Below are 25770 nucleotides of genomic sequence, written 5' to 3' on the forward strand. Positions count from 1 at the left end.
GAGATCCCGATGACGACAGCCCTCGCCGGTGTCACGCCGGTGCGGCTCACCGGCGGGCGCGCACCGCGTCCCGGTGAGCCGCTGTGGATCCTGCACGGCCCCGGCGTCGACGACCGGTTCGCAGGCGAGGACCTGCACGTCCGCTCGGCCGAGGAGGTGCTGTGGGAGGTGCTGCACGCGGCGGGTTACGAGCGGATCGTGTTCAGCGCCTACCGCGACGCCGTCTACTTCCGCGACGAGACCTCGCGGAACCTGACCCGCGCCCCCGGAACGGCCGAGCCGGAACCCAGGCGCCGCAACGCCATGCGCCGCTTCAGCGGCCCGTTCGGCGACATGATGCTGCTGTCCGAACCCCCGGCGCGACCACGTCGCCCGGCCGCCGCCACCGACACCGAACGGCTGCGGATGCTCGACGGGATCATGGTCGACGCCGCGGTCTCCAGCGCCGTCGTCGTGCCGAACGCCGAGACGTGGCTCGAGAACATCCAGGCCGACATGCGCCGCCCGTTCGCCGAGATGCTCGGCCGCTGGAGCGCGGGCGGTGCGGGCGGCGACAACGTGTGCGTGCTGCTGTTCAGCCAGCCCGACCTCACCGAGATCGTGAACTTCGTGCGCGGCCAGCGTTATCTGCCGCAGCTCACCGACAAGCTCGCCGCGCTCGCGACCCGCCGGTCCGGCCGGGCGGTGGGACACCTCGGTTTCCCGGAGGAGGCGGAACTGGCCGCGCTCGTGCACGGCACGCGGTTGCGGCACGGCCTGCGGATCGCCGACTGGACCGAGCTGCCGCACCTGCTGCGGGTGATGGCCGCGCAGGAGATCCCGGTCAAGACGTGGGAACGGCTGCTGCGGCGCCTCGCCGGCCGGGCGGAGCTGTCGGTCGAGGTGTTGCGGGAGCAGGGCATGGCGGAGGTCGCGGTGGCCGACGCCAGGGACGTCTGGCGCAGGCTCGACGAGATGGTCGGCATGACCGCGGTGAAGGCGTTCCTGACCCGGCACCGGCACGTCCTGGAGGCGGCGCAGGCGTTGCGGGCGCGCGGCCTCGACGCCGACGCCGAACCCGCCGCGCTGCACCTCACGTTCACCGGCAACCCCGGCACCGGCAAGACCGTGGTGGCGCGCATGGTCGGCGAGCTGTACCGGGACCTGGGACTGCTGCGGCGCGGGCACGTCGTCGAGGCGAAGGTCGAGGACCTCGTGTCACCGCACGGCGACACGGCCAGGCTGACGTCCGCACGGGTGCAGGCCGCGCTCGACGGCGTGCTGTTCATCGACGAGGCGTACCGGCTGAGCGAGGACCCGCTCGGTCTCGGCACGCAGGCGATCGACGTGCTGCTGACCGAGATGGAGAACCACCGCGACCGGCTCGTCGTGATCATCGCCGGGTACGCCGGCCGCATCGACGACTTCCTCGCGACGAACCAGGGCCTGTCCGGCCGCTTCCCGCGCGGCAACCGCCTGACGTTCCCCGACTACACCCCGCCGGAGCTGCACGAGATCGTGCTCGGCCAGCTCCGCAGGCAGGGGCTGACCTGCGCGGACGACCTCGTCACCGCGTTGCGCACGGTCACGGAGGCCTTGTACCGCACCAGATCCGCGGACTTCGCCAACGCGCGGACCATGCGCGAGCTGGCGGCGGAGATCAGGACGGGCTGGGCGAGCCGCACCAGGCTGACCCGCGACGGCGAGATCACCCCGGCGACGGCCGAGGACGTGCCGGAGCACTACCGCGGCTACCTCGCCGAGCAGAAGCCGCTCGACGAGGTGCTGGCCGAGCTGGACCGGCTGACCGGTCTGCAGGCGGTCAAGGACACGGTGCGCGAGCTCGCCGCCGTCCTGGAGCTGCGCCGGCTCCAGGAGTCCGGCCCGAGCCACGTGGCCGCGCCGCACCTGCTGTTCCTGGGCTCACCAGGCACCGGCAAGACGACGGTGGCGAAGCTGATGGGCAAGGCGTTCGCCGCGCTCGGACTGCTCTACAGCGGCCACGTCGTCGTGACGACCAGGGCCGACCTCGTGGGCGAGTACGTCGGCCAGACCGCGCCGAAGACCAGGGCGAAGGTGCTGGAGGCGCTCGACGGCGTGCTGCTGATCGACGAGGCGTACGAACTCGCGGGCGAGGGCAACGACTTCGGCTCCGAGGCGGTCGCCGAGCTGATCACGCTGATGGAGACCCACCGCGGCCGGCTCGTCGTGATCGCCGCGGGCTACCCGGAGCGGATGGACGAGTTCGTCCGCAGCAACTCGGGCGTCCTCTCGCGGGCGGAACGCCTCTACTTCGCCGACTACTCGCTGCCGGAGCTGCGGAAGATCTTCGTCGACATGGTCGAGGAGATGGGCTGGACCTGCGACCCGACCGTGCCCGCGCGGGTGGTGCGCTGGCTCGAGCACAACCGCAGCGAGATGGCGCGCCAGGGCAGGGAGTTCGCGAACGCCCGCACGGTGCGCAACCTCGTCGCGACGATGGAACGGCGGCTCGCCGTCCGCGTGCTCAAGCTGCCGGCCGCCGAACGCCTCGCGCAGGCCCGCCACCTCGTCGCCCACGACGTGCCCGAACCGGAGACGTCATGACCACGGCCCTCACCTGCCCGGTCTGCGCGCACGACGTGCCGCCCGGTCCGTCCTGCGCCCGGTGCGACTGGGCGCTGTCCGGCGGCCCGTGGCTCGACGTCGACGCCCACGCCCGTCGCGTCGAGTTCCACGCCGCGCTGACCGCCGCGCGGCGGGCGTTCGACGTGAACGCCGCCGTGCTGGCGGCCGGTGGCGACCGGGAACTGCTCCGGCGCGTGCTGACGCACGTGCGAGGTGGTGCGCCGGAGGACGCGGTGCGGGCCGAACCGGCCGCGCACCGCACCGAGCCGTTGGCCGCGGTCGGTGCCCTCGCGATGGATCTCGTGGCGCGGCAAGGGGAACTGGCGGTGGTGGACGTCCGGCTGGACGGCGTCGCGGTCGCGCGGATCGACGTCAAGGAACGGTACGTGCCCGCCCTGACCGGTGCCGTGCGGCTGCACACCTGGCGCGACCTGATGCCGGCGCTGCCGCAGGACCCCGACGAGCTCGCGCTCGTGCTGGCCGGCGGGGTCGGCCGGGACCAGCGCCGGGAACCGGTGGAGCTCGCGGGTCCGGCGCTGGGCTCGAACGTCCTGGTGCTGCACCGGTTGCCGGGCCTGCCCATCCCGGACGAGTTCGTGTCGCGGTTCTCCTGCGTGCGGCTGGTGGCGCGCGACGAACCCGCCCTCACCGCGTCCGTCGTGGCCTCGTGGGTGGAGCGGGCGCCCCTGCGGCACGACGTGAGCCTCGTGCTGGTCGACGTGGACGCCCAGGGCGGCACCCGGCCGGTGACCAGAACCCTGTTCACCGCAGGCACTTCCGCCGTGCACGTGCCGGTGGCGAAGCTGACGGTGGGCGCCCCGGCGGGCGGCAGGGAGCCGGTCGTGCTGGCCGTCGTCAGCGGCCCGGCGGGCACCCCGCCCCGCCAGTGCGTGCCGATCTCGGTGGCGCGCTGCGAACTCAGGCCGTCGCAGCCGCACGAGCTGGAGTTCCGGCTCGACGGCCCCGGCGAGGTCACCCTGGTGCGGCCGGGCGGCAGTCCCGACGACACCACGGCGGCACGCTGGCCGGAGCTGCTCGACGACGTGCCGGCGCGCTACCTGAGCGATGCCGACGCGCTCGACCTCGTCGTCGCGGTCGAGCTGGGAGGCAGCGCGAAGTCCGTGGAACCCAGGCGAAAGCTGGCCGTGGACGTGCTCGCGCACTTGGCCGTCCACCACCCCGAACCGGAGTCCGTGCGGGTCGTCGTCGTCGGCTACGACGACCACCTGCGCACCCGGACCGTGCTCAGGACGACGCGCGGGTTCGTCGCGCTGCGGGACGCCGAGGACTTCACGGCCTCGTTGCCGCACAGCGAGCCGATCGAACCGAAAGGCGCGCCGATCGAGGACGTGCTCGCCGCGGCCTGCGGCCTGAAGTGGCGACCGCTGCCTGCCGCCCGCCGGCTGCTGGTGATCGGCAGCAGGCCACCGCACCCTGCCGTGGACGCCGCGATCGGCCGGTGCCCGCAGCGGCACGACTGGCGCTATCTGGTGCAGCAGCTCGACTCCCGCCACGTCGCGCACGCCGCGGTGTGGGACCGCCCCTCTTGGGCCGAGCGCCCCAACGACGAGGCCAGGCTCGCGACGCAGGCCTGGCACGCGCTGGCAGGCCCACGACGACCCATGTTGCTGAGCGGTGTCGACGCGGCGTTCGTCGTCAAGGAGGCCAAGGCCCTTCGCGACGCCGCGCCGCAGGCACCCCTGCTCTTCCCTCTCGTGCTCAAGAACTGAGGAGACCCATGACCACGCCGCAGAACAACCGACCCGCGCCGCCGACGCAGCTGCGGCTCGGCTTGTGGGGGCCGCCGGGCAGTGGCAAGACCACCTACCTGGCCGCGTTGAAGCTCGCGACGATGCGCCGCGCCGAGGGAGTCGGCAACTGGATCATGAGCGGCCTGGACGACGAGTCGACGAGGTTCCTCCAGGACTCGACCGACCAGCTGACCCACCAGCGCAGCTTCCCGACCGCGACGACCACCGACAAGAGCATGCTGTTCCGCTTCACCGGCGAGCGGGAGGTGACGCGCCGCAACCGGTTCGGCCGCAAGGTCGTGGAGATGGAGCCCATCTCGTTCGAGCTCGACGTGCTCGACGTGCCCGGCCGCCGCTACGACAGCGACCGCCCGGCCCCCGACCGGCCGCAGGAGCGGGAGCAGGACCTCGACTTCGGCGGTGAGGACCTCGCGGGGACGCAGACCAGGCTCGCGGAGCCCATGTCCTCGGTGGAGCAGGAGAACCAGCTGCTGGACCACCTGCAGATGTGCCACGGCATCGTCTACCTCTTCGACCCGGAGCGCGACTCCACGGAGCACGACGCGTTCCGCTTCTTCCACCCGGTGCTGGACAAGCTCACCGAGCGGGTGATGAGCCAGGTCCACTTCAACGGCGCACGGCTGCCGCACCACGTGGCCGTCTGCGTGACGAAGTTCGACCAGCCGAACATCTACCGGCAGGCTCAGCTCAAGGGCTACACCCTGATGGACGGCGAACCGCCGTACCTGCCGCGCGTGCCCAACGACAGCGCGGCCGAGTTCTTCGCGATGCTGTGCGCCGACCCGCTGAGCAACACCGACCTGGTGGAGAAGGGCCTGCGGCAGTACTTCAGCACCCTCAACTACTTCATCACCTCGTCCATCGGGTTCTACGTGGCCGGCAACAGGTTCCGGGCCCAGGACTCGCTGAACGTCGAGCGGGTCAGCGCCGGCAAGGACGGGTTCCGGATCAAGGGCAGGGTCTACCCGATCAACGTGCTGGAACCGTTGCTGTGGCTCTACCAGAGCATCCTGCCGGCGCGGCCGTGAGCGGCGTGCGGGCCGGGTGGGCGCTGGTCGGCAAGCGTCCCGGCAGCTACGAGGACTACGCGGTGCTCGCCGCGAGCCGCGAGCCGTTCACGCACAGCAGCCTCCGGCAGATCGTGATCGACCGGGAGCCGGCGAGCCAGCCCACGGTGCAGGAGACCGGTCCCGGCGCGATGCCGCGGGCGTGGTTCTCGACCGTGAACGTCGAGAGCGGCAGGTACGTCTGCCTGACGATCAGCGAGTGGTCGGACGACCTGGACGCGATCAACCGGCCGATCCTGATCTCACGGTTCTACTGCGTGCGGGCAGACGACCTGATCGCGTCCGGACTGTCCTATGTGGATCTCTACCGGGCCGCGCTGGGCACCCCGCTGACGGAGGACCTGCCGGACGGCCCGGTGCGGCTGGACCTGAGACCGGAGAGACGGGAGCCGAGACTTTCCGACGGGCACGCCATGGCCGCGGCGGCGGGTCTGCTGGAGCAGCGGGTGGGGCTGATCAACGGGCCGGTGGCGCTCGAGGAGCGGATCGCGTTGCTGGACGACGTGATGGCGTTCCTGCCCGCGGGAGCGAAGGCCTGGACCTCGGCGGGCGGGTGGACGGACGCCGCGTCGCGGTTCCCGTTGCGGCTCGCGTTCACCGCCCAGGTGCCGGAGAACGCGCTGGCGGTCAACCTCCGGGGCACCGCTCCCGTGGTGGACAACGCGTACGGCGAGCAGCTCGAGATCCTGGCCGGGCGGCACGGCGCGGACAAGGTGCGTGCGCACCTGGCGAAGCTGGGAGACGTCCGCACGCCTGACGCGGAACAGGTGCTCATCGCGTTGCAGGACTTGGACCAGGAACACGTGCTCCTCACCGCCGCGTTCAACGGCAACCTCCAGCCGGGGAACGTGCGCAAACTCGGGGCGGCCAGGTTTCGCGCGATGGACGAAGGCCACCGCGAGACGGTGCTGGCGAGCTACCTGGAGGTGGCTGCGGCGCAGGACCTGAACCTCGACCGCGTGATCCTGGCCGAGAACTGGCGGCGGTCGCTCGACAAGGGGCTGGAGGACCTGGTCCGGCAACGGGTGTCGCGGCGCACCTGGTCGGTGGCCGACCTGCTGGTGGCCGCCGAGATCGCCGCCGAGGTCGGCGCGAGGCACAGCTTCGCGGGCGCGGTGCGGTCGTGCGCGAGCGAACGCGGGTCCACCACGTTGTGCGGGGTGGTGACGCGGCTGGCGGAGGACGACGGCTGGAGCGACGTGCTCGCACCGGTGGTCGCGCAGTCCGAGCAGCTCGCGGTCGCGGTCCTGCGGGTGGCGCTGCCCAGCGGCACCCCGGTGAGCCCGAGGCTGCTGGAGCGGCTCGAAGAGCACCCGAACAGCAGCTGGGACCGTCTCGCCAGGCCGTTCCTGCGGGCAGAGCAGGCGAGCGAGCAGCAGTTCAACGAGCTGCACTCGGTCGATCCCGACGCCATCGCCGACGTGGTCTACCACGCGCACCGCAACGCCGAACCCACCTGGCGGGCGCGGGTGGTGTCGTGGTTCTTCGACCTGGTCCGGCGCAGCGTCGACCTGGTGAAGTCGTGGGTCGACCTGTTGCGGGACGGGCTCGAACCGATGGAACCGGGGGAGCGGGGACGGGCGGACTTCGAGCTGTGCCGCCGGGGCAAGCCGCCGGGCAGGGACTTCGGCCGGGCGGGCAGGGCGTACTGGGACGGCCTGGCCGAGGCCGCTCGGGACGCCGTGCTCGACGACCGGCAGCGCAGAGCGCTCGGGGACGCGATCGCGGCCGCACTGGGGCAGGACTGGGGCGCGGAGAACGGCCGCTTCTTCGACACCATGTCGGGGCTGTGGCGGCTGTCCACCGAGGCGGGCGGTTCCGAGGTGCTGACCGCCGCGTTGCTCAACTCGATCGGCCGGCAGGTGCGCGGGGTGCCGGACCGGCTGGGCGACGAGCGCCTGACCGACTGGCTGCCGTTCTTCGAGCTGGACCCCGAGCTGCACACCCTGGTGCTCATGGCGCAGCTGCGCAGGGTGAAGGGGAACGCCGCGCCCGCGTACGTCGCCGTGCTCGTGGCGAAGCTCGTGCACCGGAAGGTGGTGAGCGTCAACGACGTGGTGGAGGTGCTCAGCCACCGGTGGTGCCCGGCGCCGTACGGCTGGGTGGAGTTCCTGAGCGTGCTGAACGCGAGGCTCGCCGGGATGGGCGACTTCACCGGGCCGCTGGTCTGCGCCAAGTTCGTCCACTCGTTGATGCACGGGGACTTCGGCGAGGACGCGCGGCAGGCCGCCATCGGGAAGCTGCCGGGATACATGATGCAGCAGGGATATCTCACGGTGGAGGTGTTCCGCGAGGCCTACCGGACGACCCAGGTGCCCGCCCGCAGCGAGGAGCTGACCGTCTACCTGGAGCACCTGGTGTCGCGGATCAGGGACGTCCTGCCGAAGGGCCTGTTCGGCCGGATCTTCGGCCGGGGTGAGGGTTCGCGGTGAACGCCGAGATCGGGATCGACATCGGGTCCGCGCGCACGAAGGTGGCGTGCGGTGACCGGGTGTGGCACGGGCCGTCCGGCGCGGACGTGGCCGCGTTGCTGCGCGAGGTGGTGCTGCGGGACTGCGGGGTGCGCCCAGACGGTGTGACGGCGGTCGTGGCGGTGCCCGACGGCTGGACCACGCCGGGCGCCGACGGCACCTGGACCGAGGTGGTCGAGCACACCTCGCAGGGTGTCGCGCTGACGCGGCTTCTCGTGGAACGGGCCGGGTTCGGCTCGGTGCGGCTCGTGCCGGCGTCGCAGTGCGTGGTGGCGGCCCACGGCGAGGCGTCGGGGTGCGTGCTGGTGTGCGACGTCGGGGCGAGTGCCGTGACGGCCGCGGTTTATGCCTGTGAGGCGACGACTTCGCGGCTGCTCGACAGCGAGACGGCCGCGTCGGAGGTGCGGGAGTCGTTGCGGCGCGCGGCCGGGATCGACCAGGCCGGGCTCGCGGCGTTCGACGAACACCGTTGTGTGGCAGCGGAACGCGCTGTGGCGGTGCTGGAGCGGGCGCGCACGCACGAACGTTATCTCGGCACGCCGGTGTACCTGCCCGGCGTGACGGCGGAGGTGGTGCTGGCCGCGCTCCGTCCACTCGCGACACTCGCGGCCGCGGTCGTGGCGCGGGTGCTGGAACGGGTCGGCGACCCGGTCGCGCACGTGCTGCTGACCGGGGGCAACGTGCTCGGCCCCGTCGAGGACGCGGTCCGGGAGGCGGTGCCGGCTCCGGTGCGCGTGCTCGCGCCGGACCAGGCGGCCCGTGGCGCGTGGCGGATCGCGGCCGGCCGGGCGACCGCGCTCGACGGGTACCCGCACGAGCTGGGCATCGGCGTGCGGCGGATCGTCGGCGGCCTGCTGGAGTCCACGACTGTGCCGGTCGGCGGACGGGCACCGGTCACCGTCGAGGTCGAGTCCGACCACAGTGGACTCGTGCCCGTGCGGGTGCGGATCGACCGCCAGGGGCCGTGGCGCGAGGCAGGGCAGACCGAACCCGTGCGGGTGCCGCGCGGCACCTACCACGTCACGGCGCTCGGCCGCAGGGGCGGACTGGGCGCCGTGCTGCTGCGTCCCGCAGGGGCGGGCGCCGACATCGTGTTGCCGTTGGGCGCCGAGGCAGGGCCCGCGATCGACGGCACGACCTGAAGAGGGGCTGGCAGTGAACGACGACCCACGAGCCGCACTGCTCGCGGCGGCCGAAGGTGACGACGGGCCGCGCACGGCGTTGCTGGTGCTGCGCCACGCACTCGCGTGGTCGGCGCGCGCGGTGGCGTCCGCCCAGCCGCGAGAGCACACCGATCCCGCCGCGATCGAGCTGGTGATCGTGCTCGATGACGCCCTGTCCCAGGTGGACTCGCTGGTGGAACACGTGGTGGCGGTGGCGGAGGCCGGGGTCGCCGGTGTGCCCGTCACGCGGTACCTGGCGCAGCAGGCGTCGGCGCTGACCGAGCTCGCCGAGCGGGTCGCGTCGGTGCGGCGCGAGCACGAGGCGCTCTTCGCCGTCGAGGAGGAGCTGCGGGCGTGCGGTGAGGAGCACGAGCGGATCGGCGCCCAGGTCGAGGAGCTGAACCGGTTGCAGCGGCTGTCCGAGGCGTTGCCGCGGATGCGCGAGCAGCACGAGGTGTTGCGGCGCAGGCTGCAGGCGATGACGTCCGAGTCGGCCGAGGCGGAGCAGGCGCTCGTGGCGACCGCCGGGCAGGTCGTCGTGTTGCGCGACGAGCTGCTCGCCGATCTCGACCGCGGCACCCGCGCGCAGCTGGAGGAGTTGCGCGACAAGGAGCAGAAGTGGGCGGAGCTGCACGGCGAGTTCGAGCACCGGGCGGCGGAGCTGGCCAAGAAGACCGAGGAGTACGTGAAGCTGAAGGACCAGCGGGACGTCCAGGTGCGCGCGCTCGCACTGCAGCAGGAGTGCGACGACGGGTTGCGCGCCAAGCTCGGCGTCGTCGGCGAGGGCACCGCGCTCGACCACGTGCGGGCGTTGCTGACGGACGTGCGGACCACTTTGGACCACGTCGAGACCACGCTCGGTGACGCGCTCGTGCGCTACGACCGGTTCGTCGAGCAGAGCCGCGAGGTGCTGCGGTGGTGAGGCTGCTGGCGGTGCTCGCGCTCCTGTTCACCACGGTGGACCCGACCGCGGAGGACGTCTACCGGGCGTTGGGGGTGCACGACACTCCGACGGACTACGTGCTGCTCGTGGACACGTCCGGCTCGATGGCCCAGAACCGGCGCTATGACAACGTGCGCGACAACCTGCGCACGTTCGTCGGCAAGCTGGACGAGCGCGACCACGTCACGCTGGTGACGTTCGACGTCGTGCCGAGCGTGGTGCACTCCGGGTCGCCGTCCAGCGCGGCGGCCGCGATCGACAGGATGCCCGCCGTGCCGGAGGGGGACGCCACGGACATCGGCGCGGCGCTGGAGGTCGCGATCACCGTGCTGGAAGGCGGGAAGGCCGAGCAGTCCGGGGCGATCGTGCTGATCACGGACGGCATCGCGCAACCGCCCAGCAGCAGCCGCTACCACGAGGAGCGCGGTGCCGCGTGGACCGCGCTCGCCGCACGGGGCCAGGCTCTCGCGGCGCGGGCCAGCGGGTACGTGGTGCCGGTGGTGTCCGGCGAGTCGGGCACCGGGCAGATGATGACGGTGGTGCCGAACACCCTGGTGCTGCCCTACACCCAGGGCGTCGGCGGCTTCCTGGACCGGTTGCAGGAGCAGGTCAGGCGGGGCGACGCCCGGCGGGCGCTGGGTGACGACGCGAAGGTCGGCGTCAAGGCGAGCTGGGCGCTGCCCGCCGGCGCGGACCTGTCCGAGACCGTCGACGTCACGCTCGTGCTGGAGTCGACGGCCAGGAAGATGCCGATCGAGCTGCGCAACCTGCGCGCGGAGCTCACCGGTGCTCCGGGCGAGTTGAGCGGGTTGCCGGACCGCGTCGAACTGGCTCCCGGCGAACGGCGGGAGCTGGCGCTGACGTTGAGCTCCACCGAGACCGCCTGGAAACGGCTCGGCAGGGCCACCGCACCGGCGCAGGCGGGGCTGCGGTTCGCCGCCGACGCCGGCACGCCGTGGCAGACCGTCCTCGAACGCGAACTGGGTGTGCGGCCGGCGAATCCGGCCGTGACCGCCGAGGGCACGTGGAACGGCGTGGTGACCACCGGCGTGCGCTGGGGCTACATCGCGGCGGTGTTCATCGCGCTGATCACCTTGCTGCTGCTGGGACTCGTGCTGTGGCTGCGGCGCCATCCCGCCATGCGCGGGGTGCTGGTCGCGATCGGAGGCGACACGACGCACCGCATTCCGTTGCACGGCAGCCGCAAGCTGAAGTTCCCGCGGCCGGAGAACCACAGCGGGCTCGGCGGCGAGTTCCAGGTCCGCGGCGCCCTCGCGCCGGTGCGGGGCACCCCGGAGCTCACCTTCTGGCGGCCGGACGGCAGGAAGGGCGAGTCGCGGCTGTGCCCGCCGGACGGCGACGACCTGGAGCTCTACGGCGTGGTGTTCCGGCACCACCCCAACGAACGGATCTGACGCCTCAGAGGCGAGCCAGCTCGGTCTGGCTCGCCCGCGTCGCCGGGTGACCCGCGCCGAGGCCGCGGGTCCTGATCCGCACCGCCAGCGCCAGCTCGGTCCTGGCGGTGCCGTGGTCGCCGGCACTGGCCGCGCGCACCCCGAGGTGGTGCCGGGTCTCGGCGACGTCGGTGTGCCACTCGCCCCGCCTGCGCAGCTGCGCGGCGAGCACGGGCGCGAGGTCGTCGTCCGTCAGCACGGCCAGTTCCGCCTGGCAGCGCAGGACTTCCGGGTGGTAGCGGCCGAGTGCCGCGCTGAGCTCGCCGATCGTCTGGCTGATGTGCTGGCGGGCGGCGCCGTGGTCGCCGCCGCGCCGCAACGCCGTCGCGAGCACCCGCCGCAGCACGGCCTTGGCGCGGTCGGGGGAGTGCGAGAGCCGCATCCTGACGCGCAGCACGGAGTTCAGCTCGTCGACGGCCCTGGCCGCGTCACCCTGGTCCGACCACAGCGCGGCCCGTTCCTGCGCCACCCGCAACGCCAGCGCGTGGGTGTCGCCGACCTGGTCCACGACGGCGCGGTGGGTGCGGTCGAGGTGCGCGGCCGTGCCCTCGTCGTGCGGGCGCGTCAGCGCGAGGTCCACCAGGCACGGCAGCGCGGGCTGCCCGAGCCGGTGCGCCGCGGCGGCCACACCCGCGAGGTGGCCGTGGGCCGCGGCGAGGAAACCCTGGTCCGCCAGCACCAGCGCGTACCGCCACCGCAGCGCCACGCGGACCGGGCCGGACAGGTCGGTGCGCTGCAACAGGGCCGCCATCGTGGCGGCCAGGCGCAGGTCGTCGGCGCGGGTGATGCGCTGCTCCCTGGCCGTCTCCGCGCGTTCGCCCGCGATCTCGGCGTGGTCCGGCGCGGTGGACAGCAGCTGCTCGGCCTCGGCGATCCGGCCGGTGGACCGGCAGATCCTGGCCAGCGTCAGCGGCACCCGGTAGTCCGTTGTGGACAGTCGGCGCAACGTTCGCTCCGCCTCGTCGACGAGGCCTCCGTCGAGCATCGCCACCGCGGTGTCGAACCGGCTCACCGTCACGGTCGGCGGATCAGGGCGTGGCAGTGGCGGCGGTGGGGGTGCGACCGGCCGTTCAGGCTCGGGGAGCGGTGCCGGCGCGACCTGCTCAGGCGCCTCGCCGGACCCGCTGAGGAACGCGTGCCAGCCTTCGTCTTCCTGTTGTGGTGCAACGGGTTCCGGCTCGGGTGCCGCTGCGGTGACGACCGGCTCTGGCGCCGCCTCGACGGCGACCGGGTTCGCAAGTTGTTCGACGACGGTGTCGAGCAGCACGCGCGCCCGTTCCACCTCGTCCGGGTGTCCGCGCGGGTCGACGTTCGCCAGCAGCAGCTGGAGGTGGTGTTCGGCGGGGCCGAGCTTGCCGAGGTCGTGCAGCACCTCGCTCAGCGCGAGCCGCACGTGCACGATGTCGTCGTCCGGGTCGTCGAGCTCCTCCAACGCGGTGATCACGCCCAGCAGCAGCACTTCCGACTCGCTCAGCCGGTTCAGCTCGCGCAGGATGCCGGCGAGGACCGTGTTCACCATCGCGATGTCGTAGCGGTGGTCCTCTTCCAGCGTGTCCAGCACCGCCAGGAGTTCGCGCGTCTCGGTCTCCGCCGTCGTGCGCCGTTCGTCGGCCCAGTGCACGAGGGCGAGCAGCAGCCGCGCGCCGAGGGTGTCGTTCGACAGCGGGTCGTCCTTGCGCAGTGACTCGATGAGCAGCAGCAGGTGCCGTTCGGACTCCTCGAACCGGTGGGCCTCGGCGAGCAGTCTCGCCAGTGCCGCGCGGGTCTCCCTGGTCTCGTCGTGGTCGGCGCCGTGCACGCGTTCGCGTGACTCCAGGGTCTGCCGCAGGAGGTCCTCAGCGCCGTCCTGGTCGCCGTTGACCAGCGCGATGTTGGCGAGCGCCGACCGCACCAGCGAGGTGTGCGGGTTGTCCGGCCCGAACGCGAGCATCTGCGCGTCCAGCAGGTCGCGCAGCTCCGCCTCGGCCTCGGCGTTGTCGTCCTCGGAGGCGACCAGCATCTGCGTGAAGACGAGCCGGGTGGTGAGCGTTGCGATGTGCAACGGCCCGTGCGTGTCCATCTGCCGTTCGAGGACGGACTCGACCTCTTCCCGTGCGGTGGAAGGGTCGAAGTGGCTGCGTTGCACGGCGGCGCCGAGGCGGGTGGACAGCACGTACGGGTGGTCGTCGCCGAGCGTGCCCGCCATCGTGACGGCGACGTGGATGAGCCGTTCCGCGTCGCGTTCCGGGTCGGCGTCGGCGGTCTGGCTGTGCGCCCGCATGTTGATCAGCGTGGCGATGCCGAGCAGTGCCAGCGGGTCCTCGGGGTTGAGCGCGTTGTGGTGGATCCGCAGCATCTGGTTGAGCTGCGCCTCGGCGTTGCCCTGCTCGTTGAGCATCGAGTGGACGCCCATCAGCGTGACGCGGGCGGAGAGCGTCAGCGGGTTGTCCGGTCCGTGCACGCGTTCCTGGGCCTGCAGCACGGCCCGCAGCTCGTCGCGGGCCCGGACGAGGTCGCCCTTGCCGGCCCACGCGTCCGCGAGCATCGCCCTGGTGAGGAGGATGTCCGGGTGGTCGGGGTCGTCCGGCCAGATCTCGCGCTCCTCCGCCAGGACGGCGAGGAACTCCTGCTCGGCGACGTCGAACGCGCCGCGCCGGGTCATCATCTGCGCGAAGCCGAACCGCGTCGTGCGGCGCAGGTGCGGGCAGACGCCGCGGTCGTGCGCCGCCAGCAGGTCCTCGTAGAGCTCGTCGGCGAGGTCGTACTCGTTGCTGTTCCACGCGGCGTGGGCGAGTTGCTGTTGCAACGTCACCATGAACGGGTCGTCCTGGTCGAACGCCTGCCGCGCGTCGCCGTAGAGGGCGGCGAGCTCCTCGGTCGCGGTGACGTGCCCCTCGGTGCGGCCGATGAGGCCCACGGCGAGCCTGGCCTGCAGCCGGACGGGGTGCAGGGGTTCGAGCGCGCCCGCCCGGTCGAGCGCCAGCCTGCTCATGTCGTGCGACGCCCTGATCGCGCCGGACCGCAGCAGGTACGAGGCACATTCGTCGGTGGCGTCGACGGCCTGCGCCAGCACGTCCAGGTCGGACTCCGGGACGCGGGTGACGAGCGACGTGCAGATCGCGGGCATCCTGGCGGAGCGCAGGTCGGCCTCCGCGAGCAGCCGCACGGCCGCCGGCCAGATCCCGGAACCCGTTGCGGCGTCCAGGGAAGCCGAGATCACCTCCCACAGCAACGGGTGCAGGCGCAGGCAGACCGCGTCGTCGTCGGGTTCCTCGGTCTGGTCCAGCAACGCCGACGACGTGAGGGCCCTGACCACGCGGTCGAGCAGGGTCGGGGTCATCTCGGGGAACGGCAGGTGCTCGGCCTGGAGCAGGTCCACCGGGATCGGGTGCGGGGCGCCGAAGCAGGACAGCAGTTGCAGCACCGGGCGTGCGGCGTGCAGGCCGCGTTGTTCCAGCAGCGCCAGGGAGAGCTCCCAGGTCAGCCTGATCGACCGGCGGGCGGACTCCTCGTCGAACGGGGCAGGCGACGACGGTTCGGCGGAGTCGAGCAGGTCGAGGTCGCGTTCCAGGGCCTGTTGGTAGGCCGCGAAGGTGCGGTTGAACGGCGGGTCGTCGGCGAGGTAGCTGCCGGCGAGCCTCAGCGCGAGGGGGAGACCGCCGAGTCGTTCGGCCAGCTGCCGGGCCTCGTCCTCGGTGCCCGCCCGGGGTGCCAGTCCCGTCAGGACCTGGCCGCCGTCGTTGCCGCTCAGGCATTCGACGCGGCGCAGCTCGGCCTTCTCGCCCCACGGCGCGCGGTCGCTGCGGCGGCTCGTGACGACCACCATGCCTCGCCGGCTCGTGCGGATCCAGCCGGTGCCGTCGAGGCGCGGGCCGGACGAGCCGAAGAGGTCCTCGCGGTGCACGTCGTCGACGTTGTCGAAGACCAGCAGCCACGGTTGTTCCTGCGCGTCCAGCGCCTGCCAGACCACGGTGCGCGCGTTGGCGTCGCCGAGCCTGCCCTGGTCGACGCCGAGGTCGCGGGCGACGGCGTGCATGGACCGCTCGACGTCGCTGTGGCCGATCCAGTAGACCTTGCGGCCCTGGTCGGCCGCCTGCCGGGCGAGCCACAGCGCGAGCGTGCTCTTGCCGCCGCCGGGAATGCCGTGCAGCACCCAGATCCGGTCGTCCGGCCTGCGCAGCGCGTCGACGAGCTCCGGCTTCACCGAGTCCCGGCCGTAGAGCCTGCCGGGCAGCAGGCTGAGCCGCGGCGCGATGGTGATGGGCCGCAGCTCCTCGGCGGCCTCACCTTTCCGGGGAGAACCGCCGACGGCGTGGAAAGTGCTCTGGAAACGGGGCAGCGCGACCGGCTCGTCCTGGTCGCGATCCCCATTTTCGGTGCTGCTCATCGGGCCTCCGCGCAATTCTCCGCTACCGCACCGATCGCGTTCGAGTACGAGTTCGTTAGCGACGTAACGATCGGCCGTCCCGGTTCGACAAGGTGGGTGCGCCGACTGCAACCCGTCGGCGCGCCAAGGGTTTCGCGCGTTCGGAGTGACGATGTCTGCCGTGTTCACCGAATTCCACCTCGACCGGGTGGCGTTGCTGGCCGGTGAATCCGTGACGGCCACATGGAACACGCAGAATGCGACTCACGTCGTGTTTTCTTTGCCGGATGGAATGGTGTACGAGTTCGACGCTCTCGGCACCCGGGAGTTCCGATTCGTGGTCACGACTTCCGGCGCGGTCACCGTCACCGCGCGAGGGGACGGTTCGTCGACCCTCGTCCGCGAGGTCGTGGTGTTCTCGCCGGCCGAGTTCGTGCCGGTGCCGATGCCCGACTTCGCGCGTGTGCCCCTGTTCGGCCGCACCGATCTGCCGCTGGTGCGCCCGACCGGCCTGGTGCCCGTCGCAAGAGGACGGACCGTGCTCGACCTCGCGCCCCTCCAGCCCGTCACCGCTCCGCCCCGTCCCGCCTGGGCGACCCCGCCGACCGGCCTGACGTCGGTGGCGCCCAGCCGTGCCGCCCGCCGTGCGCAGTGGGCGGGCCACACCAGGTGGCTGCGCCGCGTGCCGTGGTGGATCGCCTTGCGGGACTGGGGAACCAAGTCTTTCCGAGGAGCTTCTCAGTGATCTTGCGCAAGTGGCTCGTGACCCTCGCGGGCGGCAGGTACGACGTTCTCGAACAGACCCCGACCGACCGGCTGCGCTACACGGCCACCGGTGGCGTGCTCCTCACCACCGCCGCGGTGGCCGCCGTCTCGGCCGCCTTCGCGCTGCGGATGGCCGTGCGCCTGCCGTGGTGGGCGGCCGTGATCGCCGGTGTCCTGTGGGGCGTCGTGATCCTGAACCTGGACCGCCTGCTGATCATCGGCATGACCCGCCGCGCTGGCTGGTGGCGCAACATCCTCGGCGCCCTGCCCCGCGTGGCGCTGGCGGTGCTGCTGGGCACCGTGATCTCGACCCCGCTGGTCCTGCGCATCTTCCAGCCGGAGATCGGCACCGAGCTGGAGGCGTTGCAGAACGAGCGGAACTCCAGGTATGCCACCGAACTGGCGGCCAACCCGCGCTACCAGGAGATCCCCGACCTGGAGAAGAAGCTCGCCGAGGCGCAGACCGTGGCCGACCGCAGCAGCGACGCCACCGTGGCCGCGGACCCCGGCGTCGTCGCGGCCGAAGCCGAGGTGACCAGAGCCCGCAAGGCCTACGACGAGGCCCAGTTCAAAGCCACCTGCGAGGTGGACGGCAGCTGCGGCACCGGCCAGCCAGGCATCGCCGAGGCGGCGCTGGAACGGCAGCGCACCAGGGACGTCGCCAAGGCCGACTACGACCGTGCCAAGTCCAAACTGGACCAGGCAGAGGCCAAGGCCCGCGAAGGTGCCTCCGCCGCCTCCGCCTCCGCCCGCGGCGAGGCCGAACGCCTCCGCACCGACGTGGACCAACGACGAGCGGCCCGCGAAGCCGACCGCGCGTCGTTCGCCGCGAGCCTGAGCGAGGACGACGGCCTCCTGTCCCGCATCGAGGCCCTGAACTCGTTGGCGGACAAGCGCCCCCGCCTTGGCATCGCCCAGTTCGTGCTGTTCCTGCTCTTCCTCTCCCTGGAGGTCCTCCCGGTCCTCGCCAAGCTCCTCCAGCTCGGCGGCCCGCCCACCACCTACGACCAGCTGATCGAACGCATGGAAGGCGAAGCCAAGAACACGGCGGCCCGCAACGCCGCCCGCGAACGCAACGTCGCCGACCACTACCTCGAACTGCAGGCGAGCGTCGAGGAGGACCAGGCCCAACGCCAGTACGAGGCGGGCCTCGAAGCCAACCGCCTGCTCGTCGACCAGCAGTCGCTCATCGCCCAGCAGGCGATCCGGAGGTGGGCGGAGGAGGCGCGCCGGCAGAGCGACCGCGAGCTGACCGACTGGTTCCCGCCCGCCGGCAGACCGGCGCCGGCACCGCCGGCCGCGGACCGCACGATGCCGCTGACCCGGCCGTTCCGGCCGCAGGAAGGGTGATGCGCAAGAGAAGACCGGCTACCTGCGCACTGCGGAGGTAGCCGGTCTGCTCGCGTTGTGAACTAGGCGGGGGTGAGGCCGCGGCGGAACCACTCTGGCATCTGCTCGTCGGCGCGCGGGAACCACTTCTGCTCGGTCGCGAAGTTCTCCGCGGACGGGGCCGCGTCGAACTTCGGGGCCTCGTCGCGGTTGTAGCGGATCGCGAACTTGCCGGGCGGGTCCAGGACGTACTCGAACTCGATCCAGGAGCCGAGGCCCTCGGAGTACATGCCCTTGCGCAGCTGCTGGAACTTGCGCCACACCTCGGGCGGGAACGACCAGCCGCGCACGGTGCCGTCCGTCATCTTCACGCCCGTGTCGGCCTCGCTGTGCGGGCCGATCATCTTGGCGCGCAGCACCAGGCGCGACCACCCCTGCGGCAGGGTCGGCAGGATCTCCTGCGTGATCTCCGCCAGCTTCTCCTGCTGCTCGACGGGGCTGAGCGCCGGCCAGTTCGCCATGGTTGTCGCTTCCTCCTAGATCGCGGTCGGGCCCGGTCAGCCTACTGATCGGCCAGGCTCGCCTCGTGTGCGCGCTGAAGTTCCAGCGCGCGTTCGACGAGCTCGCGCAGCCAGGCCGGCACGTGCTCGTCCGTGCGCGGGAAGGCTTCCAGGTCGCGCACGAACATCATCGGGTGCAGGTCCGGCGACCAGTGCGGGTTCTCGTCGTAGTTGAACGTCACCTCGGGCTCGGCCTCGCGGTGCAGCGTGAACCGGGCGGAGAGCCACGTGCCGCGGCCCTCCTCGTACATCTCCTCGCGCAGCTCCTGCAGCTGGTCGGTGATCTCCGCCAGCCGCACCTCGCCCGCGAACCGGCCCTCGCCGTCCTTCGCGGACGACGAGAGCTCGTACGCCATGACGTTCGCCCAGACGTCCAGGGTGACGCGGTGCCAGCCGACCGGGGCGCCCGCCTCCAGCAGCCGGCAGAGCTCAGCGACCCTTGTAGCGGTTCTGGGGTCCATAGTTCACCTCCGGCCGGTTCGGGAAGACGCGTTCCTTGGTGACCACGTTCTCCACCACCGGCTTGTTGTCAGGGCCGAGCTGAACGCTACCGTCCGCGTTCCGCGCGTACGTGACCTCCTGCCAGCGCATGGTCACCTCGGACGGCACGCCGTCCGCCTCGCGCGTCGCCCGCACCTGGTAGTTCTGGACGTCCTGGTGCGGCTGACTGGAGAAGTCGACGAGCTCCTTCTCCTTGGCGCGCCACGACGGGTCGTGGAACCAGCCGTCGCGGGCGTTGCCGGAGTTGGACGCCGCCATCTGCCCGTGCATGTTGAGGTACTCGCCGAACCCGCCGAGCTCGTTGGCCAGCAGGTGACCGCCTGCCCACTTGACGCGCGAGTCCTCGATCTCCTGCGGCGTGAGCTCGCGGTCCGGCGGGTTGCTCGGGTACGCGGCCTCGCCTTCCTGGTAGGCGCGCTGCTGGGCACCCTTGCCCGCGTCGTCGTCGCGGTAGTTCTTGTTCTGGCCGCCCGCCTCGACGTCACCCGTCATCGAGTGCGTCTGCCCGTGCTGGTCGGTCTCGAAGCTCAGCAGCTTCTCGTTGTTGTGGTAGTTCGGCACCTGGTACTTGGCGTCCGGCAGCAACGGGTGGCTGAGGTCGGGGTTGAAGCCGGACCACTTGCCCTTGCCGTCGATGTTCATGTCCTGCCGGCCCGGCGTCGCCTCGACCCACTTGACGTTGCCGTCGCCGTCGGTGATGAACGTCGTGCGCGTGCCGTTCTCGTTGCGGACCGGGTACTCCGTCCACGGCTCGAGCGGCTGGTGGTCGCGCAGCGGCACCGGCACCGGGTCGGGGTTCTCGACCGGCCGGAGCCTGTCCGGCTCGGTGTTGCCGTCCGGCACCGTCTCGCGGTCGCGGTGCGGCGCCTCGATCTCCTCGTGCCGGTTGAGCGGACGCGGCGGGGCGTCGGGGTTGTTGGGGTCGATCGGCTGGTGCGTGGGCCGGTCGAAGTCGACGAACCGCTCGCTGAACGCCGGGTCGTCCGGCGCGATGACCCGGTCCTGCGGCGGCGGCGTGTACTCGGGGTCGTCGGTCGGGTCGTGCTGCTGGTTCTCGGGGTCGTTGTTGTTGGTGTCGGGCGCGTCGTCGTCGCCGCGGTCCCTGGCGTCCGCGCCGTCGGTGTCGCGGTCGCTGCCGGGCGCGTACCCGTCGTCGCTGGCCCTGGTCGTGCTGCCGTCCGGGTGGTGCGTCTCCCACTCGCCGTTCGGCGGGATCTTCGGGCTGCGCGTGCCGTCCGGGCCGATCTCGGGGTCACTGGTGAACACGCGGCCGCTGCTGTCGGTCCACGCGGGCTTCGTCGGCGCCACGACGGGAGCGTCGAGGTGCCGGGACAGCTGCTGCGCGAAGTCGTTGCTGGCCGCGTCGCACCCGATGAGCCGCACGGGCCTGCTGCCGTCGTAACCGCTGCGCCGCAACATGTCCGCGTACTCGGCGGGCGTGTAGTCGTGACCGCCGATGCGCGCGTGGCCGTCCGGCGTGACGTGCACGTCGGCGGTGAAGAAGCGCGGGTCCTCCGGCACGCGGTGCGGCAGGTCTCCCATGTCGGTGTCGCCGCCGTGGTGCGACACACCGGCGGGCGTCTGCTCGGCGTGCCGCTCGTGCGCCAGCTCCGGCGAGGGCCGCTCTTCGGGATGCGTGCTGGTGGGCGCGTCGTTGGGGCTGTCGGAGTCGTGGTGGCCGGGCCCGTCGCCGTCGCGGTGGGGGCCGTCGGGGCCGTGGCCGGGGCCCTGACCGTGCGGCTGGTTCGGCCCGTCCGGCCGGGAGCCGGGGGCGTCGGGGCGGGAGCCGGGGGCCTCGGTGCGCGGGCCGGGTACGTCCGGGCGCGAGCCGGGGTGCTGGCCGGGGGTGTCCGTGCGGGAGCCGGGGTGCGGCTGGCCAGGCATGTCGGTGCGCGCGCCGGGGTGGTTGCTAGGGGCGTCGGTGCGCGGGCCGGGGTGGTTGCTAGGGGCGTCGGTGCGCGGGCCGGGGTGCGTCATGGGGCCGTCGGCGCCGCGGGGACGTGCTCCGTCCGGACGGTACTGCGGCGCGTCGGGCCTGCTGGGACCGCCGGGGTGGCCTCCGGGCGCGTCGGTGCGGGGACGCGAGGCGTCTGGGCGTGAGCCGGGGCCGTCGGGGCGGGGACCGTCGGGTCGCGAGCCGGAGCCGCTGGGGGTGTGCGAGCCGGGTCCGCTGGGCGAGCCGGGACCGCCGTGGGGCGCGCCGGGGCCGTTCGGCGTGAAGCCGGGCTGCTGCGGGACGTGGGGAGCGTTGGGGGAGTTCGGCGCGTTCGGGCCGGCGTGCGGTGCGGCGGGGGCGTCCGCGTGGGTCGGGGAGGTGGTGCCCTGCGGACGGGTCGGCGCGTCGGGCCGGCCCGCCGGGGAGGTGGTCCCGGGGCCGCCGTGGGGCGCGTCAGGGGAGTTGGGTGCGCCGGGGCCGCCGTGCGGGGCGGACGGCGAGTTGGGTGCGCCGGGGCCGCCGTGTGGTGCGTTGGGGGCGGACGGCGAGTTGGGCGTGCCCGGTCCGCTGTGAGGCGCGTTGGGACCGCCGTGCGGCGCGGAAGGTGCGCCCGGACCGCCGTGTGGTGCGTTGGGGGCCGAGGGCGAGTTTGGGGCGTGAGGTGCGCCGGGGCCGCCGTGCGGGGCGGACGGCGAGTTGGGTGCGCCTGGACCGCCGTGTGGTGCGTTGGGCACGGACGGCGAGTTGGGTGCGCCCGGTCCGCCGTGCGGCGCGCTAGGCGCGTTGGGGCCGCCGTGGGGTGCGTTCGGCGTGGACGGTGCGTTGGGGCCGCCGTGGGGTGCGTTCGGCGTGGACGGTGCGTTCGGGCCGCCGTGGGGCGCGGACGGGGCGCTTGGGCCGCCGTGCGGGGTGTTGGGCGGGGTGAAGCCCGGTTGGGAGGGGCGGGCTGCGGACGGGGTGGTGTCCGGGGTGCGCTGCGAAGGCATGCCGGAGCCCATGTCGCCGCGCGAACCCGGCGTGCCCGTCCAGCCGCCTCCTGCGCCTGGGCGTTGTCCGCCTGCCGACGGGCTGGTGCCGGCCGGGGTGCCTCCTGGGGCTCCTCCTGCCGGGGCGCCGCCCATCGGGGTCTGCTGCGGGGTGGTCTGGGCGCCGGACGGGGTGGTGTCCCTGGGGGTTGCCGGTGCGTGGGTCGGCGCTTCTGGGGCCGCCACGCCTGCCTGGGTGGTTTGGCCGGTGTTGCGCGGGGGAGCGGCCGGGGCGTCGGGCGGGGACGACGGGCCGTGCGCGCTCGGTGCGGTCGGGGCCGCGCTCGACGGTGCGGTCGGGGCCGAGGCCGTCGACGGGCTCGGTGCGTCCGGAGAGGACGGTGCCCGGCTGGGGCCGTCCGGGGCGGACGGCGAACTCGGCGACGAAGAAGGTGAGGACGAAGGCGAAGAAGACGGTGAGGAGGGTGACGACGGCGCAGAAGGTGCCGAGGAGGAACTCGGTGAAGAAGGCGCGTCCGGCGACCCGGCCCCCGGCGACGACGGCGACGACGAAGGTGAAGAAGGCGAGGCAGGCGACGACGGCGACCCCGGCGACCCTGGCGAAGAGGGCGAACCCGGCGAGGAAGGCGACCCCGGCGAGGACGGCGAGGACGGCGACGCGTCCGGCGAGGTGGAGGTCGGCGCGCCGCTCGTGTGCGTGCCGCCCGCGTTGGGCAGGTCCGGGGCGTTGGTCGAGTGGAACAGGCCGCCCGGCTTGATGGACTTGGTCGAGATGACGTCCAGGCCGGTCACCTTGCCGACCAGCTTGCCCACGACCTTCATGATCTTCGTGAAGACCTCGACGATCTTCCCCAGCATCGGGGAGACCTTCTTGATGGTCTTGATGAGCTTCTCGATCAGCTCACCGATGCGGGTCGCCCACTTGGAGATCGCGGTCACGGCCTGCGCCACGATCACCGGCGTGCCGAAGCCGAGCGTGAACACGGCCTCCAGCACCCACGTGATCAGCTTGCCGACCAGGTCCGCGATCAGGTCGCGCACCATCTCGCGCACGAACGCGACGACCATGCCCATGATGCCGACGACCGTGCCGACCGATCCGGCGGTCGAGGCGGCACCGGCCAGCGCGTCGCCCTGCGCGGCCGCGGCGGCGCGGTAGGAGTCGGCGGCGGGACCGGTCCACTGGGAGGTGCCCTGCTGCACCGCCGACTGGTAGTCCTGCGCGATCTTCCCCATCTCGGCGGAGACCTTGTTCCAGGTCGCCGAGTACGACTCGATCACCGGCGGGTTGCCGGCCAGCCAGTCCAGCGCTTCCTTCAACGGCTGCATGTGTTCCATCAGGAACGACGCGGCGGAGGACAGCAGCGTGCCGAACGGGTCGATCGCCATCGACGCGGCGTCCGCCACCAGGCCGACCATGCCCAGGCCTGCCTCGACCCAGTTGCCGTCCTTGATGCCGTTGAACGTGTCCATCGCGGACTCGGCGATCGAGATGCCGGTCATCCAGCCGTTGTCGCCGGTGCCCGCGTTCATGAACCCCGTCGGCGCGGCGTCGGGCTGGACCACCAGTGGATTCGGGTTCGTCATCGCAGGCCTCCGACGGTCTCGACGATGTCCGACTCGCGTTCAGGCACGGTGGCGACCTTCCCCCGGAACGTACTGGTTCCACAGGATGACGCAGCGTTCGGCGCACCGGTTCCACTCCTGCGGCAAATAGTCCGTACGGGCGCACCCGAGCCGCCACCTGGGGGACCTGTGGGCGGGTCGGGACGGCTGCCGCCGGTGATCACCGCGTGACCGGCTGGTGCTCGCCGAAGATGCGGTCCAGGTCCAGCTCGGCCTTCGGGGCCGGGCGTGGTTCGGGGATGTGCCCGTGGGTGGAGACGATCGAGCCGTTGAGGAACTGCCAGACCTCGTCGCCGACCCTCTGCGGCGCCGCCGAGGTCTTCATCGGCTCCGGGATGCCGGTGGGAATCGTTGCCACGAACCGGATTCCCCGAAAGCCCTCGGCGTCGGTGGCCGTGAGCGTGCCCTGGTGCCTGGTGGCGATGCGCCGGGCGATCGCGAGCCCGAGCCCCGCACCGCCCGCGGCGCGCGTCCGTGCCTCGTCGAGCCTCGTGAACCGGTCGAACACCCGCTCCCGGTCCGCCTCCGGGATGCCGGGGCCGTCGTCGATGACCTCCAGCGTCGCCGAGACCCCGCCCTTGAGCCGCACGACCACCTCGGTGCCGGCGTGCCGTTCGGCGTTGTCCAGCAGGTTGCCCAGCAACCGCGACAGCTGCGCCCTGCGGCCGGGCACGATCACCTGCTCGTCCGCGTCCAGCGTCACCATCGCCCGGCGGGACACCTCTCTCCTCGCGATGGCGGTGAGGTCGACGGTGTCCACCTTGTCGAGCGCGTCGGCGTCCAGCCTGGCCAGCAGCAACAGGTCGGTCGTCAGCTCCTGCAACCGTTCGGCGTCCTCCAGCGCCGACTTGACGACCGTCGGCCAGTCCGCCAGCTCCGGGTGCGACAGCGCGATCTCCAGCTCGGCCCGCAACGCGGCCAGCGGACCGCGCAGCTCGTGCGAGGCGTCCCCGACGAACCGGCGGGTGTCCTCGACCGTGCGGTGCATCCGGTCGAGCGTCCCGTTGATCGCGGCCCCCAACCGGGCGATCTCGTTGTCCGACGAGGGCACCGGCACGCGCCGGGTGAGGTTGTGCTCGTTGACCTCGGCCACCTCCGCCCGCATGGCCGCCACCGGCCGCAACACCCGGCTCACCGCCGCCAGCACCGTCATCGACACCAGCCCGGTGACCGTCGCCAGCACGCCGAGCACGATCAGCGACACGCTGTTCAACTGCCGTTGCGCTGCGGACGCGACCGCCATCGCCGTCTGCTCGTTCAGCGCGGGCCCGTCGCCGATCACCTCGTACGACGCGTCGACGCTGAGCGGCCACACCGACAGGTCGGGCCGGATCTCGGTGCTCGCGTACCGCACGTTCGCCGACGGCATGGGCACCGTCGTCTGCTGGTACAGCTGAACGCACTTCTGCCCGGCACACGCGTAGTGCACCCGCGACCGGTCCGCCGTCTGCGCCACGATCTGCTCGCGTTGCGACTCGACCATCAGCACCCCGGCCACGCCGAGCAGCAGCGCCGTGACCACCGCGGCCAGCACCGAAACCCTGACCTGCAAGGACTTCACCGGTCCACCAGCCGGTACCCGACACCCCGCACCGTCGTGATCGTCCGCCGGTCGAACGGCGCGTCGATCTTGCGGCGCAGCGCGCTGATGTAGACCTCGACGAGGTTCGGATCGGGATCCTGCGCCGAGTCCCACACCCCGTCGATGATCTCCGACTTGGTCACGACCTCGTTCGCGTGCCGCAGCAGGAAGTTCAGCACCGAGAACTCCTTGGCCTTCAGCTCGATCCGCGCCGTCCCCCGATGGCACTCACGGCTCACGGGGTCGAGCACCAGGTCCCCGGCGCGGAGCAGGACGGGCTGAGCGGTCCTGCTCCTGCGCGCCAACGCTCTGAGCCGCGCCACCAGCACCACGTAGGAGAACGGCTTGGTCAGGTAGTCGTCGGCGCCCGTGTCCAGGCCCTCGGCCTCGTCGAACTCGCCGTCCTTGGCCGTGAGCATGAGGATCGGCGTCCACACCCCGGCGTCGCGCAGCTCGGCGCACACCTTGTAGCCGTTCAGGCCGGGCAGCATGATGTCGAGGACGATGACGTCGTACGGGTGCTCGCGGGCCCGCCACAACCCGTCGGTCCCGTTCCGCTCCACGTCGACCGCGAACCCCTCGGCCGTCAGACCGCGGGTCAGCAGGTCGGCGAGACGGGGGTCGTCCTCCACCACGAGCACGCGCATGGGAGCAGCGTGCCGCATCGATCATGATCGCGTCCTG

General features: G+C 72.4%; 15 protein-coding genes. 9 read left to right on the forward strand and 6 right to left on the reverse strand.

What is annotated here, in order from left to right; genetic code table 11:
• The first annotated feature begins 9 nt into the window (after positions 1 to 9).
• The 7 genes from ACQEU1_RS38855 to ACQEU1_RS38885 are packed head-to-tail and all read left to right on the forward strand — an operon-like array spanning position 10 to position 11417.
• Positions 10 to 2565 carry an AAA family ATPase gene (locus ACQEU1_RS38855; RefSeq protein ID WP_433213670.1) on the forward strand — a complete coding sequence of 852 codons (2556 nt, stop codon included), beginning with the start codon at positions 10 to 12 and terminating at the stop codon, positions 2563 to 2565.
• Positions 2562 to 4316 (forward strand): hypothetical protein, encoded by a 1755-nt coding sequence (locus tag ACQEU1_RS38860; RefSeq protein ID WP_433213673.1) that lies wholly within the window; start codon positions 2562 to 2564, stop codon positions 4314 to 4316. Before ACQEU1_RS38855 ends, ACQEU1_RS38860 begins: the two co-directional genes overlap by 4 nt.
• An 8-nt stretch (positions 4317 to 4324) precedes the next feature.
• Positions 4325 to 5386, forward strand: coding sequence for a hypothetical protein (locus ACQEU1_RS38865; RefSeq protein ID WP_433213676.1), 1062 nt, complete (start codon positions 4325 to 4327; stop codon positions 5384 to 5386).
• The gene (locus ACQEU1_RS38870; RefSeq protein WP_433213679.1) at positions 5350 to 7857 is read left to right on the forward strand and encodes a hypothetical protein; all 2508 of its coding nucleotides are present in this window, start codon (positions 5350 to 5352) and stop codon (positions 7855 to 7857) included. The genes ACQEU1_RS38865 and ACQEU1_RS38870 overlap by 37 nt, the downstream gene beginning before the upstream one ends.
• Complete coding sequence (locus ACQEU1_RS38875) at positions 7854 to 9038, forward strand: hypothetical protein (RefSeq protein WP_433213682.1); 1185 nt, start codon at positions 7854 to 7856, stop codon at positions 9036 to 9038. The genes ACQEU1_RS38870 and ACQEU1_RS38875 overlap by 4 nt, the downstream gene beginning before the upstream one ends.
• Positions 9039 to 9051: 13 nt before the next feature.
• The gene (locus tag ACQEU1_RS38880; RefSeq protein WP_433213685.1) at positions 9052 to 9981 is read left to right on the forward strand and encodes a hypothetical protein; all 930 of its coding nucleotides are present in this window, start codon (positions 9052 to 9054) and stop codon (positions 9979 to 9981) included.
• Positions 9975 to 11417: a vWA domain-containing protein gene (locus ACQEU1_RS38885; RefSeq protein ID WP_433213688.1), complete on the forward strand. Its 1443-nt coding sequence runs from the start codon at positions 9975 to 9977 to the stop codon at positions 11415 to 11417. Before ACQEU1_RS38880 ends, ACQEU1_RS38885 begins: the two co-directional genes overlap by 7 nt.
• 4 nt (positions 11418 to 11421) lie before the next feature.
• On the opposite strand, the gene ACQEU1_RS38890 is transcribed toward ACQEU1_RS38885, so the two are convergent.
• Complete coding sequence (locus ACQEU1_RS38890; protein ID WP_433213691.1) at positions 11422 to 15822, reverse strand: tetratricopeptide repeat protein; 4401 nt, start codon at positions 15820 to 15822, stop codon at positions 11422 to 11424.
• Positions 15823 to 15982: 160 nt separating this feature from the next.
• On the opposite strand from ACQEU1_RS38890, the gene ACQEU1_RS38895 reads away from it, so the two are divergent.
• Both ACQEU1_RS38895 and ACQEU1_RS38900 read left to right on the forward strand, forming a co-directional pair.
• Positions 15983 to 16546: a hypothetical protein gene (locus tag ACQEU1_RS38895; RefSeq protein ID WP_433213694.1), complete on the forward strand. Its 564-nt coding sequence runs from the start codon at positions 15983 to 15985 to the stop codon at positions 16544 to 16546.
• Complete coding sequence (locus ACQEU1_RS38900; protein WP_433213697.1) at positions 16543 to 17916, forward strand: DUF4407 domain-containing protein; 1374 nt, start codon at positions 16543 to 16545, stop codon at positions 17914 to 17916. Before ACQEU1_RS38895 ends, ACQEU1_RS38900 begins: the two co-directional genes overlap by 4 nt.
• A gap of 62 nt (positions 17917 to 17978) precedes the next feature.
• On the opposite strand, the gene ACQEU1_RS38905 is transcribed toward ACQEU1_RS38900, so the two are convergent.
• From ACQEU1_RS38905 to ACQEU1_RS38925, 5 genes are all read right to left on the reverse strand, one after another.
• The gene (locus ACQEU1_RS38905) at positions 17979 to 18416 is read right to left on the reverse strand and encodes a hypothetical protein (RefSeq protein WP_433213700.1); all 438 of its coding nucleotides are present in this window, start codon (positions 18414 to 18416) and stop codon (positions 17979 to 17981) included.
• A gap of 41 nt (positions 18417 to 18457) precedes the next feature.
• A complete protein-coding gene (locus ACQEU1_RS38910) occupies positions 18458 to 18916 on the reverse strand; it encodes a hypothetical protein (protein ID WP_433213703.1) in 459 nt (152 codons plus the stop codon).
• Positions 18885 to 23465 (reverse strand): PPE domain-containing protein, encoded by a 4581-nt coding sequence (locus tag ACQEU1_RS38915; protein ID WP_433213706.1) that lies wholly within the window; start codon positions 23463 to 23465, stop codon positions 18885 to 18887. Before ACQEU1_RS38915 ends, ACQEU1_RS38910 begins: the two co-directional genes overlap by 32 nt.
• A gap of 199 nt (positions 23466 to 23664) precedes the next feature.
• Positions 23665 to 25065 carry a sensor histidine kinase gene (locus ACQEU1_RS38920; RefSeq protein WP_433213709.1) on the reverse strand — a complete coding sequence of 467 codons (1401 nt, stop codon included), beginning with the start codon at positions 25063 to 25065 and terminating at the stop codon, positions 23665 to 23667.
• A complete protein-coding gene (locus ACQEU1_RS38925) occupies positions 25062 to 25733 on the reverse strand; it encodes a response regulator (protein ID WP_433213712.1) in 672 nt (223 codons plus the stop codon). The genes ACQEU1_RS38920 and ACQEU1_RS38925 overlap by 4 nt, the downstream gene beginning before the upstream one ends.
• Positions 25734 to 25770 lie beyond the last annotated feature (37 nt).

Source organism: Lentzea sp. CA-135723 (assembly GCF_050936595.1).
Taxonomy (GTDB): Bacteria; Actinomycetota; Actinomycetes; order Mycobacteriales; family Pseudonocardiaceae; genus Lentzea.

Coding starts and splice junctions, on each gene's coding strand:
- ACQEU1_RS38890 (WP_433213691.1), bottom strand. CDS start 15,822: ATGAGCAGCACCGAAAATGGGGATCGCGACCAGGACGAGCCGGTCGCG.
- ACQEU1_RS38865 (WP_433213676.1), top strand. CDS start 4,325: ATGACCACGCCGCAGAACAACCGACCCGCGCCGCCGACGCAGCTGCGG.
- ACQEU1_RS38855 (WP_433213670.1), top strand. CDS start 10: ATGACGACAGCCCTCGCCGGTGTCACGCCGGTGCGGCTCACCGGCGGG.
- ACQEU1_RS38910 (WP_433213703.1), bottom strand. CDS start 18,916: ATGGACCCCAGAACCGCTACAAGGGTCGCTGAGCTCTGCCGGCTGCTG.
- ACQEU1_RS38905 (WP_433213700.1), bottom strand. CDS start 18,416: ATGGCGAACTGGCCGGCGCTCAGCCCCGTCGAGCAGCAGGAGAAGCTG.
- ACQEU1_RS38860 (WP_433213673.1), top strand. CDS start 2,562: ATGACCACGGCCCTCACCTGCCCGGTCTGCGCGCACGACGTGCCGCCC.
- ACQEU1_RS38925 (WP_433213712.1), bottom strand. CDS start 25,733: ATGCGCGTGCTCGTGGTGGAGGACGACCCCCGTCTCGCCGACCTGCTG.
- ACQEU1_RS38915 (WP_433213706.1), bottom strand. CDS start 23,465: ATGACGAACCCGAATCCACTGGTGGTCCAGCCCGACGCCGCGCCGACG.